The organism is Staphylococcus sp. GDY8P57P, assembly GCF_017892585.1.
GTDB lineage: Bacteria > Bacillota > Bacilli > Staphylococcales > Staphylococcaceae > Staphylococcus > Staphylococcus borealis.
On the sequence record NZ_JAESLK010000018.1, the window covers coordinates 340,758 to 352,985 of the forward strand.

General features: G+C 34.3%; 10 protein-coding genes. 4 read left to right on the forward strand and 6 right to left on the reverse strand.

Annotated elements, in window-relative coordinates; all coding sequences use genetic code 11:
* The first annotated feature begins 95 nt into the window (after positions 1-95).
* Positions 96-473, forward strand: coding sequence for a DUF3899 domain-containing protein (locus KA878_RS06885; RefSeq protein WP_193839566.1), 378 nt, complete (start codon positions 96-98; stop codon positions 471-473).
* Positions 474-550: 77 nt separating this feature from the next.
* Here KA878_RS06885 and fabF read toward each other — a convergent pair whose 3' ends face one another.
* Together fabF and KA878_RS06895 are read right to left on the reverse strand one after the other, a co-directional pair.
* Positions 551-1,795, reverse strand: coding sequence for a beta-ketoacyl-ACP synthase II (gene fabF, locus KA878_RS06890; RefSeq protein WP_075109203.1), 1,245 nt, complete (start codon positions 1,793-1,795; stop codon positions 551-553).
* Between the two features lie 13 nt (positions 1,796-1,808).
* Positions 1,809-2,750, reverse strand: coding sequence for a beta-ketoacyl-ACP synthase III (locus KA878_RS06895; protein ID WP_053029738.1), 942 nt, complete (start codon positions 2,748-2,750; stop codon positions 1,809-1,811).
* A 204-nt stretch (positions 2,751-2,954) separates the two neighbouring features.
* Here KA878_RS06895 and KA878_RS06900 point away from each other — a divergent pair, with 204 nt between their 5' ends.
* Entirely contained in the window at positions 2,955-3,155 is a 201-nt protein-coding gene (locus KA878_RS06900; protein WP_053029740.1) for a YjzD family protein, read from the forward strand.
* A 315-nt stretch (positions 3,156-3,470) separates the two neighbouring features.
* Here KA878_RS06900 and KA878_RS06905 read toward each other — a convergent pair whose 3' ends face one another.
* From KA878_RS06905 to KA878_RS06920, 4 genes are all read right to left on the reverse strand, one after another.
* Positions 3,471-3,719 carry an AbrB/MazE/SpoVT family DNA-binding domain-containing protein gene (locus KA878_RS06905; RefSeq protein ID WP_193839567.1) on the reverse strand — a complete coding sequence of 83 codons (249 nt, stop codon included), beginning with the start codon at positions 3,717-3,719 and terminating at the stop codon, positions 3,471-3,473.
* 338 nt (positions 3,720-4,057) lie between these two features.
* A complete protein-coding gene (gene clpB / locus KA878_RS06910) occupies positions 4,058-6,667 on the reverse strand; it encodes an ATP-dependent chaperone ClpB (RefSeq protein WP_193839568.1) in 2,610 nt (869 codons plus the stop codon).
* 404 nt (positions 6,668-7,071) lie between these two features.
* A complete protein-coding gene (locus KA878_RS06915; protein WP_193839569.1) occupies positions 7,072-8,898 on the reverse strand; it encodes an acyltransferase family protein in 1,827 nt (608 codons plus the stop codon).
* Between the two features lie 463 nt (positions 8,899-9,361).
* Positions 9,362-9,670, reverse strand: a complete 309-nt coding sequence (locus tag KA878_RS06920; protein ID WP_011276244.1) for a metal-sulfur cluster assembly factor — start codon at positions 9,668-9,670, stop codon at positions 9,362-9,364.
* A gap of 201 nt (positions 9,671-9,871) precedes the next feature.
* Between KA878_RS06920 and KA878_RS06925 the strand changes: the two genes are divergently transcribed.
* Together KA878_RS06925 and KA878_RS06930 are read left to right on the forward strand one after the other, a co-directional pair.
* A complete protein-coding gene (locus tag KA878_RS06925; protein WP_053029747.1) occupies positions 9,872-10,696 on the forward strand; it encodes a Cof-type HAD-IIB family hydrolase in 825 nt (274 codons plus the stop codon).
* Between the two features lie 80 nt (positions 10,697-10,776).
* Entirely contained in the window at positions 10,777-12,099 is a 1,323-nt protein-coding gene (locus KA878_RS06930; protein WP_193839570.1) for a CoA-disulfide reductase, read from the forward strand.
* Positions 12,100-12,228 lie beyond the last annotated feature (129 nt).

Consider the following 12,228-nt stretch of genomic DNA (forward strand, 5'->3'; position numbering starts at 1 on the left):
CTGTTTTGATATTATAATCTTATGTTTTAGATTTAAGATATTATTCTTTATACGAATACGTTAAACTAGTATTAACTTCATCAGGGGGTATACAAATGAAACATAAAAAAAGTTGGGGGCTCTGGTTGTTAAGTACTCCTATGATTACATTGATAATTTGGTTAATCTTTTCTAACCATTCCTTTATTTCATACATAAATACATTATTTTATCTATCACTTATAGTCTTTATACTCGTTTTCATTATTTTATTAGTTCAAGAAGGCATTTTCGATGCTACAAGTTATGGTTTTCGACGTATTCGTTATCAAATGTCTCCACGTGCAAAGAAAAAGACAATGGAACATGATGCGTTTTTTAATCCTTCACAAGTCAAAAAAGAGGTTTATTTTATATCATCATGGATTTTTCCTGCGCTAATCATCAATAGCTTATACTTTGTATTAACAATCATCATTTCCATTTTTTATTGATAAAAAGGCAAAAAAATAGCGAGGGTGGGACAGAATTCTTTTAAAATTCGTCGTCCCAGTCTCGCTATTTTATGTTATTAATCTTCAAATTTTTTAAATACTAATACTGCGTTGTGACCACCAAAGCCAAGGCTATTACTCATTGCATAAGTAATTTCTAAATCTTGCGCTTCATTTGGAACAATATCAAGATCACATTCAGGATCTGGTGTATTAGCATGAATCGTTGGTGCAACTTTAGAATCACGAATTGATAATGCTGAGAAGATAGCCTCTAAACCACCTGTAGCACCTAATAAGTGACCAGTCATTGATTTAGTTGAGCTAACTTTTAAATGATTAGCGGCTTCACCAAATGTATTCTTGATTGCTCTAATTTCATACATATCACCAACAGGCGTACTCGTACCATGTGCATTTAGATACTGAACATCTTTTGCTTCAATACCCGCATCATCAAGTGCTGCTTGCATTGCGCGTGAGCCACCTTCGCCTTCAGGTGCTGGAGCTGTAATGTGATAAGCATCACCTGTTGAACCATAACCAACAATTTCAGCATAGATTTGAGCACCACGCGCTTGTGCAGATTCTAATGATTCAAGCACTAAAATTCCGGCACCTTCACCCATTACGAAACCATCGCGGCCTTCTTGGAATGGACGACAAGCTGTTTCTTTATCATCATTCGTAGATAATGCTCTACTAGCACTGAATCCTGCAAGTGCCATATGCGTAATCGGCGCTTCTGTACCACCTGTAATCATCGCATCTGCATCGCCACGTTGAATGATTTTAAAAGCTTCACCAATAGAGTTAGTGCCTGTTGCACATGCTGTAACTGTAGAACCATTTGGTCCTTTTGCACCTAAATCAATCGATACCTGACCAGTTGCCATATCAGGAATTAACATTGGTACGAAGAATGGACTTACACGTCTAGGCCCTTTCTTTTGAAGCGTCGTATGCGCTGTTTCAAACGTTTCCATACCACCAATGCCTGAACCAATCCATACACCAATGCGATTAGCAGTTTCTTCATTGATATCTAGCTTAGCATCTTCAACTGCTTGACGTGCTGCAACTACCGCATATTGAGTGAAACGGTCCATACGGCGTGCGTCTTTCTTTTCGATATGATCTTCAATATTAAAATCTTTAAGTTCACCTGCTAAATGAACATTATAATCTTCTGTATCTACTCTAGTAATTGTATCGATACCATTAACACCTTTTAAGGCATTTTCCCAACTTGTTTGGGCGTCATTGCCAATAGGTGATAATGCACCCATACCAGTAATTACAACTCGTTTATTCTCAGTCATACATTAAATCCTCCTATTTACCCCATTTGATAACCATAGCGCCCCATGTTAGGCCACCACCAAAACCTACTAACACGAGTGTGTCATCATCTTTAATTCTTCCATTCTCTAATTCTTGTGAAATACTTAATGGTATTGAGGCAGCAGATGTGTTACCAAAGCGATTAACAGATACACTCATCTTTTCTCTCTCTATACCAAGTCTTTCTCGTGCTGATTCCATAATTCTAATGTTTGCTTGGTGAGGAATAAACATATCAATATCATCAGATTTTAGTCCTGCCTTGTCAACAACACGCGTTGACGCTTCACCCATAATTCTTACAGCAAACTTAAAGACTTCTCGTCCGTTCATAACTAGTTTACCAGTATCTTTATTTAAGTATAAGTATTTTCCACCGGTACCGTCAGACCCCATTTCATAGCTAATGATACCTCGGCCTTCTGAAACCTCACCAATAACTACTGCACCAGCACCATCACCGAATAAAACGGCTGTTGAACGGTCTGTTAAATCTGTTATCTTAGATAATTTATCTGCACCGACTACAAGTATATTTTTATAGTCGCCTGATTGAACATATTGTTTTGCCGTTATCATTGAATACATGAATCCAGAACAAGCTGCTAATTGATCCATAGTAGGTACTTTACGCGTACCTAATTTTTCTTGTAACATATTGGCAACTGATGGAAATGGCATATCTCCAGTAGCACTTGCCACAATAATCATATCTATATCAGCTGGTGTGAGTCCTGCATCTTCAATCGCTTTTTTACTAGCTTCAAATGCTAAATCAGATGTATCTTGCTCTTCACTTGCCCAACGTCTTTCTTTAATACCAGTCATTTTAGAAATCCATTCATCTGAAGTTTCTAAAAAACTTTCGAAATAAGCGTTATCAACGACTCTCTCTGGTGCATATGCACCAAATCCTTTTATACCTACGTTCATGAACGTACACCTTCTTACTTCAATTTTTAATACCAGGTATTAATTTAACACACTTTTTTATCTCTACTCAAGTAGTTACCCTTTCAAGATGATGATTTTCTAATAAATAAAAAAGTACAAAGTATAATCAGTTATTTACTATCTCTATACAAAACGACTACTTTACATTAAAATGGAAGTATATAAATTATGGAGGTCATCGGTATGAAATACCTCGTAACTTTTATTTGGGCAGTCATCCTATTACAAATGGTTAACTTTGTATTGAATAGTTTAAATGGCGGTGGATCATTAAACTTTATTACGCCATTAATTCTAGCAGTTGTCTTTACAATTGTTATTGCTATTTTAGGTGCAATGATAAAACCAGATGACTTTACCCGCCAAGGTAACAGACATATTTAATAACATAGCATGTTTATTAAAGAAACAAATGCGATAAGTGAAACAAGTACACTGTTTCATTTATCGCTTTTTTAATTTGATAATAAAGCACCTAAACTACTTCTGGATGCCCTTCAGCCCCCATCAATAATGCTAATCTGGTTTTCACCACTATGTCCGAAAAGTAACGTTGCTTTCTACTTGTAATAGTCATTACCCAAATTATCCCAGTATAATGATTAATTTAAATATTACTTATACTTAAACAGGTCCTATACCTTACCTTTTCCAATTCCATTTACAGGGTTAAAATCAATCTTTATTATTCAAACTGACTTACCACTTTTCTTTACCTACATCTTGTCCATAATCTATTTCATCTTCAATATATATACCTCCATTTTTATAATAATTATGAATTTGTTCTTTTATTGATAGTTCCTTTTTAGAAAATACAACCTTTCCATCATTAGTGACATATACATCTAAATCATCACCAATCTCCAAATCAGCTTGCTTTAAAATATGTTTATTTAAAGTAATTGCTTGACTATTACCATTTTTAAACACTTTTGCGGAATTCATTTTAGATTGCCCTTTTCTTTTTGCTTAATATTATATATAAAATGTACTTACTTAAGCATATGTTTTGTTATCTTACATATTGTTTCTCAAATAGTGTGGGTGAGACGCCTCTAGGAATAGCATCAGCTTAAGACAAAACTACAATTAAAAAGCAATTCATCACAATCTACAAGACTTTGAAAAAGGCTTCTAAAGTGATGAATTGCTTATCCTTACTAACCATTGGCTTAAGCCATGCCTAGGGCAAGCGAACCCAACACTATCTAGAAACACACTAAACTTCACAAAAAAACCTAGAAAGTGCGCATCACACTCTCTAGGTTTCCCATAATCATTCATTATTCATTTTTAGGCTTTTGCACATCGAAAGTTAACGCATCGTTGCCATCTAAATCTACTTTAATTAAAGTACCCTCTGGCATACTTTCTTTAATCATCATACGTGCTAATGGTGTTTCAATTTGACGTTGTACAAAACGTTTCAATGGTCTTGCACCAAATTGTGGTTCATAAGCTTCTTCACCCAACCATTTTTTCGCGTCATCAGAAACTTCAATAGAAAGTCGTTGATCCATTAAACGAATATTTAATTGAGTTAAAATTTTATCAACAATCATACTCATATCGTTAACAGATAATGGTTTGAATAATACAATATCATCCATACGGTTTAAGATTTCAGGTTTAAAGAAAGCATGTAAGCTATCCATTACAGCTTTTTCAGTGTCTTCAGTAATTTCACCTGTATCTTTGACATTCTCAAGTAATACTTGAGAACCGATGTTACTAGTCATAATGATAATTGTGTTTTTAAAGTCAACACTACGTCCCTTAGAATCAGTTAAACGACCTTCATCTAAGATTTGAAGTAACACGTTGAATACATCACTATGTGCTTTTTCAACTTCATCAAGCAAGATTACTGAGTATGGGTTACGTCTAACCGCTTCAGTTAATTGACCACCTTCATCATGACCAACATAGCCTGGAGGAGCACCAATTAATCTAGAAACAGAGTGTTTCTCCATATACTCACTCATATCAATTCGAATCATATGTTTTTCAGAATCGAATAATGATGCAGCTAATGATTTAGCCAATTCAGTTTTACCTACACCAGTTGGTCCTAAGAATAAGAAACTACCAATTGGTCTATTAGGGTCTTTAATACCTGCACGTGCTCTTACAACAGCATCAGATACCAAGTCTACCGCTTTATCTTGACCTACCACACGTTCGTGTAAAATATCACTTAAACTTAATAATTTTTCTCTTTCTGTTTCAACTAATTTAGAAACTGGAATACCAGTCCATTGACTCACAATGTCGCCAATTTCTTCGTCAGAAACGACTTCACGAATCATGCGTTCACTATCACCTTGTTCATCTTGGTATGCTTCTTCAAATGCTTTTAACTCTTTTTCTAATTGAGGAATGGTACCATATTGTAATTCAGCTGCTTTTTCAAGATCGCCTTTAGTTTGTGCATCTTCTAAAGCTTGACGACTACGGTCTAATTCAGCACGTTTTTCTTGTACTTTTGCGATTTTTTCTTTTTCTTGTTCAACACGAGATTGTAATGATGCTTGTTTTTCTTTTTCATTTGAAAGTTCTTCTTGTAGTTCTTCTAAACGATGTTTACTAGCATTATCAGATTCATTTTTTAATGCACTTTCTTCAATTTCTAATTGCATGACACGACGGTTCACTTGATCTAATTCAGTTGGGTTTGAACCCATTTCAGTACGAATTGTGGCACAAGCTTGGTCGACTAAGTCGATGGCTTTGTCAGGTAAGAATCTATCAGTAATGTAGCGATCTGATAATTCAGCTGCTGCTACTAAAGCACGGTCTTGAATGCGTACACCGTGATATACTTCGTAACGTTCTTTCAAACCACGTAAGATTGAAATTGTGTCTTCTACGTCTGGTTCACTTACGCCTACTTTTTGGAAACGACGTTCTAATGCAGAGTCTTTTTCAATATATTCTCTGTATTCATTTAAAGTAGTAGCACCGATACAATGTAACTCACCACGTGCTAACATCGGTTTCAACATATTGCCGGCATCCATTGCGCCGTCTGTTTTACCTGCGCCAACTAACATGTGAATTTCGTCGATGAATAAGATGATTCGTCCATCAGACTCTTTCACTTCTTTAAGCACTGCTTTAAGACGTTCTTCGAATTCACCTCTAAATTTCGCACCCGCAACTAAGGCACTTAAGTCTAATTCGAAAATTGTTTTATCTAATAATGATTCAGGTACGTCTTTACGTACAATACGTTGTGCCAAGCCTTCAACAATCGCTGTTTTACCTACACCTGGTTCACCAATTAAGACTGGGTTATTTTTCGTTTTACGACTTAAAATTCGAATGGTATTACGAATTTCTTCATCTCTACCAATAACAGGGTCCATTTTACCTTGGCGTACCTCTTCAACTAAGTCACGACCATATTTCTCTAAAGCTTCATAATTTACTTCTGGATTTTGTGAAGTCACATGATTTCCCCCTCTAACTTTAGTTATAATTTCTTTTACAACTTCTTCTTTATTTCCAACAATCTGTTTTGTTGTGTCATCGATATCCATCGCAGCACGTAGGACGTGTTCCATTGAGATATAGTCATCTTCGTATTCTTTCATGTATGATTCAGCTTTATTTAATAATTCATTCGCTTTTGAACCAATATATTGTCCGTATTGAATATTATCTCCTTGTACTGAGGGATATTTTTTTAATTTTTCGTTATATGCTTGATTTAATTTATCTGTATCAATATTTGCGCGTTCTAATATACTTTTAAATAAACTATCAGTTTCTTCTAAAGTTCCTTTTAAAATTGCTTCGATTTCAATGTTTTGTAATTCGTTTTCTTTACTCAATTCAATGGCTTTTTGTAATGCACCTTGAATTGCATATGTCATTTGATTAATATCCAAATTTTTCACCCCTATTGATTTGATAAGAGCAAGGCCAAGTACTTCTTCTTTTTTGACTTTGACTTTCTTTGACCTTAATTACATTATAGACCCTCTTAAATGATTAATCAACAGTTATACTCAACTTTTTTATTTTTCTAAAATAGCTTGTACATGCATGTTTGACGCGCTTAATAAAGCGCTTTTATGCTATGTTTTATCACAGTTCCTTCAAGTATAAACATCAAATAATCGTCAAATTAAATAAGAGACTGAAACGGAATTCTTATCGAATTCATCGTCTCAGCCTCACGTGAATGACTAGTATTGAGTTAATTAAAGAAGTGCATTCTCAATTCAGTCAGCTACAACGCATGAGCTACATAGCTCAACTGTTTATTTTTGTTTCAAACGCTTAGCATATCTTATTTATTGTTCGAATTTTTCTTCATCGCTTTAATTATTTCATCAGATAATGCTTTTACACCACTATTTTCAAGGTGAACGCCATCTGGTGCGAAGTATTCAGGATGTCCTGCAGAGCGTTGGTACCAATCTACTAAGGTTACATTTTTATGCTTTTTAGCAGCATTAGCAAGCTGTTTATTAACGTTATCTTGCCAATCACGAGGTACACGTGTATTTACTAAATAAATTTGTGCTTTACCAAACTTACTGATTAATTGATTTAATTCTTCCTCTGTAAAATCACCGTTAGTACCTAGTTCTAAAACAACTTTATCTGAAGGTTTATTATAGTTAGAATAATTGCCTGCAATTGAGAGCGCCTCTTGTAAATGGCGACCTACTTTACCATCAATCGTTGCTTTAGGCACTTGAGATTTAAATGTCTCACCAATATCTACCATTACTGAGTCTCCAATGAGTAATGGACTTATATCGGTATACACCTGTTTTTTACTTTTACTATTGCTATTTGAACCATCGATTTTTATATTTTCACCAGGCATCATTCTGATTAAATATTTATCTTGCTCATTCGTATTAAATGAATTTGCTTTATTTTCAATGTCATCTTTTCCAAAACGGTCAAAGACCCCAATAAACATTAATACTATTGGTATTAACGCTATTATTGATATGATCGTTCTGATGAATTTAGGTCTTTTTAGATGATTGAATGAAAATGCCTTGAAACCTTCACGTCTAAACGGTGTCTCTACATATCGATATGATAATTCAGCAAATAATACTGTAAGTACGATATCGATAGCATACACATAGATTGGAAGCTGTCCATCAACAAAGTGGATGTGTATAAAGCTTATAACAGGAAAATGCCATAGGTATAAACTGTATGAGCGTTTACCAATATAAACGAATACGCGATTACCTAATGCTTTAGCTAAAATGCTAGATGGATGAACTACACTAGCAATAACGAATAACGTCATACCTGATATAAGATAAAATCCACCATTATAAATCCATGAACTCGTATCTTTTACTGTGAAGAATAAGTATATCAGTAGGAGAAGTCCTATTATACCGATTCCATCAATTGAACGTTGCAACACCTTTGGCGGATGTGCTTTCAATTTAAACGGTGGCCATAAAAATGCTAATATTACACCTAATAATAATGTTTGTAAGCGTGTATCTGTCCCAAAATAAACTCTAGAATATCCAACGTTGGGTTGAGAAATAACGACCATCGCTAATAAAGATGCTAGAGAAATAATCCATAATATCAAAGTGACGTTGCGATATTTTTTAATCGTTAAGAGTAAAATAACTAACACGAACGGGAAGAACAAATAGAACTGTTCTTCTATTGCAAGTGACCATAAGTGTTTTAATGGCATAAATGAAAATTGCTCGAAGTAGTTAACATCTTTGGCAATATACCACCAGTTCGACACATAGAATAATGCGGCTATAATGTCATGTTTAACTCGTACAATTTCCTGTGGTTCAAATATTAATGTAGCAATTCCAACGACAATTAATAACGCAACAACTGCTGGAAGTAACCGTTTTACGCGTCGTAACCAGAATTGTTTCAGGTTTATTATGCCCTTTTCTTCGTATTCCTTTAAAAGCAAGCTTGTAATTAAATATCCAGAAATAACGAAGAAGGTATCTACACCTATGAATCCCCCTGTAAGCCATTTCCTGTTTAAATGGTAGATAATAATACCTAAGACAGCAATTGCTCTTAGTCCATCTAAACCAGGCATGTAACGCATTTTAGTCTTACGTTGATTCCCTTTTTCAAAATCTTGTTTCATTGTTCACATTCTTTCCCTATTAAATAATAAATTTTGATAAATTCATTAATTACTAAAGCACTGAAAATCAGGATAAAACGAAAGCCGATGATCAACAACATGAGTGAATATGATTTAGCTTAATATTCTTTAATATTTTAATGTGTATGATTAAATCGAGTTTTATACTTAGATGTCTGAGCTTGAACTATAATATTATTTTATATAATTTGGCGCATTTATTATAAATTTTCATAAATGCAAGTACAATTTAAATCATTTTATATTGTAATTCTTATGTATTGTAGTATAACGCTTAAACAAATTCAATTTATATTACAATTATGTCATTTATTAACATCATTTTGTCACTATACGCACTGAAGGTATGACTTTGAAACGATTTCGTTAAAAAGTTAAGATCATTTAAAATAAAAAAACAATAGTACATCATCATCGTGTACTATTGTTTCTAAGCGATTAATTAGCCAACGCCTAATGCAATTTTAGCGTATCTTGACATCATATCTTTATTCCAAGGTGGATTCCAAACAATATTAACTTCTGTATCTTGTATTTCTGGAATTTCAGCTAATACTGTTTTAATTTGTTCGATAATTTGTGGTCCAAGTGGGCAACCCATTGAAGTTAGTGTCATTTCAACTGTACACAAACCATCATCATCAACATTCACTTTATATACTAAACCTAAATTAACGATATCAATACCTAATTCAGGGTCAATAACCATTTCAAGTGCACCTAGGATACTGTCTTTTAATGCCTCTTCCATTAGTATCACCTCTCATTATTTATCTTTACACTAATATATCAAATATCCGACAAAACGCCAATAAAATGCTATGATACCACTAAACCATTAAAGACGTTATAATGACACTATAGCGTTGATTTAATGTATCACCTTCACAGACATTTGATATAAAATGATAGTGAACTTTATTCTATTGATATGTAGCTTAAGGAGAAATATATGAAACCTTATTTAATTTGTTTAGATTTAGATGGAACATTATTAAATGATAATAAAGAAATTGGTGAGTATACTAAAAAAGTACTTACAACCTTAAAAAAACAAGGTCATCAAATTATGATTGCAACTGGTCGACCTTATCGTGCAAGCCAAATATATTACCATGAGTTAAATATGGACACACCTATTGTAAACTTCAATGGTGCTTATGTGCATCATCCTAAATCAGATGATTTTAAAACGACCCATGAAGTTTTAGATGTAGACTTAGCTAGAAATATGATTGAATCACTTCAAAAAGCAAAAATTACAAATATTATTGCTGAGGTACGCGATCATGTCTTTATTAATAATCACGATCCTAGATTATTTGAAGGTTTCTCAATGGGTAACCCTAAAATAGAAACAGGTAATTTATTAGAAGAATTAGACGAAGCGCCCACATCTTTACTTGTAGAAGCCGAAGAAATTTACATTCCTAGAATCAAGCAAATGCTTACGCGTTTCTATGCGGAGAATATTGAACACAGACGTTGGGGTGCACCGTTCCCAGTCATTGAAATTGTTAAACGTGGTATAAGCAAGGCACGTGGGATTGATCAAGTCAAAGATTATCTAGGAATCGAATCTTCTCACATTATCGCTTTCGGAGACGAGGATAATGATATCGAAATGATCAAATATGCTAAATATGGCATTGCAATGGACAATGGCCTTGATGAATTAAAACATATTGCCAACCATATTACTTATTCAAACAATGATGACGGTATCGGTCGTTATTTAAATGATTTCTTTAAATTAAATATACCTTACAAAGGTTAACAATCAATTTATAAAGTGAGACAAATGTATATTTTTCTAATGTCTCACTTTTTTACTATATGTTTATGGAGGAATATACGATGCGAAAGATTATTGTAGTCGGAGCTGTTGCCGGTGGTGCAACTTGCGCTAGCCAAATCCGTCGTTTAGATAAAGACAGTCAAATTACCATTTTCGAAAAAGACCGCGACATGAGTTTCGCTAATTGTGGCCTGCCTTACTATCTCGGCAATGTTGTAAATGAGCGAAAAGATGTATTACCGATTACGCCAGATATGTTTAAAGAGAAGAAAAATATTACAGTAAAAACGTATCACGAAGTGATTGCTATTAATGATAAATCTCAAACCGTCACAGTGTTAAATCGTGAAACTAAAGAAACATTTGAAACTAGTTATGACAAACTCATTTTAAGTCCAGGTGCAGGTGCTAATTCATTAGGCTTTGATAATGATTTTATTTTCACTTTACGCAATATAGAAGATACGGATGCAATTGATCAATTTATTGAGCAACATCAAGTTAAGAAAGCATTGGTCGTTGGTGCAGGCTATATTTCATTAGAAGTCTTAGAGAACTTATATACTAGAGGTTTAGAGGTTACATTAATTCACCGTTCTGAAAAAGTAAACAAGTTAATGGACCAAGATATGAATCAAGTTATCTTCGACGAGCTTGATTCACGTCATATACCTTATCGTTTAAATGAAGAAATCATCAGCATTCATGACCATCAAGTAACGTTTAAATCAGGTGTCAAAGAAGACTATGATTTAATTATTGAAGGTGTCGGTACACACCCAAATTCAAGCTTCATCGAGTCATCAAACATAGCATTAAATGACAAAGGGTTTATTCCAGTTAATGAGAAATTTGAGACGAATATCCCTAATATTTATGCATTGGGCGACGTCATCACTTCTTTCTATCGCCATGTCAATCTACCTGCACAAGTTCCTTTAGCATGGGGTGCACATCGTGGCGCCAGTATCATTGCTGAACAACTTGCTGGTAACGATCATATTACTTTCAAAGGATTTCTAGGTACTAATATTGTTAAATTTTTCGACTACACATTAGCAAGTGTGGGCGTTAAAGTTGAAGAATTATCTCAGTTTGATACTCAAATGGTTGAAATTACTTCTGGGACACACGCTGGTTATTACCCTGGAAATACAGATATCCACTTGCGTGTTTATTTTGACGCTGAGCGTCGTCAACTATTGCGTGCTGCCGCAATTGGAAAAGAAGGCGTAGATAAACGCATTGATGTCATTTCAATGGCAATGATGAGTGGCATTACTGTTGATGAATTAACTGAATTTGAAGTAGCCTATGCGCCACCCTATAGTCATCCTAAAGATTTGATTAATATGATTGGCTATAAAGCCCGAGATTTATAAAATATGGGAGTGAGACAGAATGCTTTTAAATTCGTCGTCCACTCCCAGCTTGCTTTGCTTGTAGAATTTCTTAGTGAAATTCTCTTTGCTGGGGCCCCGACTCCCACCTTGCTTTGCTTGTAGAATTTT

Coding starts and splice junctions, on each gene's coding strand:
- KA878_RS06925 (WP_053029747.1), top strand. CDS start 9,872: ATGAAACCTTATTTAATTTGTTTAGATTTAGATGGAACATTATTAAAT.
- KA878_RS06905 (WP_193839567.1), bottom strand. CDS start 3,719: ATGAATTCCGCAAAAGTGTTTAAAAATGGTAATAGTCAAGCAATTACT.
- KA878_RS06900 (WP_053029740.1), top strand. CDS start 2,955: ATGAAATACCTCGTAACTTTTATTTGGGCAGTCATCCTATTACAAATG.
- fabF (WP_075109203.1), bottom strand. CDS start 1,795: ATGACTGAGAATAAACGAGTTGTAATTACTGGTATGGGTGCATTATCA.
- KA878_RS06930 (WP_193839570.1), top strand. CDS start 10,777: ATGCGAAAGATTATTGTAGTCGGAGCTGTTGCCGGTGGTGCAACTTGC.
- KA878_RS06885 (WP_193839566.1), top strand. CDS start 96: ATGAAACATAAAAAAAGTTGGGGGCTCTGGTTGTTAAGTACTCCTATG.
- KA878_RS06895 (WP_053029738.1), bottom strand. CDS start 2,750: ATGAACGTAGGTATAAAAGGATTTGGTGCATATGCACCAGAGAGAGTC.
- KA878_RS06920 (WP_011276244.1), bottom strand. CDS start 9,670: ATGGAAGAGGCATTAAAAGACAGTATCCTAGGTGCACTTGAAATGGTT.
- KA878_RS06915 (WP_193839569.1), bottom strand. CDS start 8,898: ATGAAACAAGATTTTGAAAAAGGGAATCAACGTAAGACTAAAATGCGT.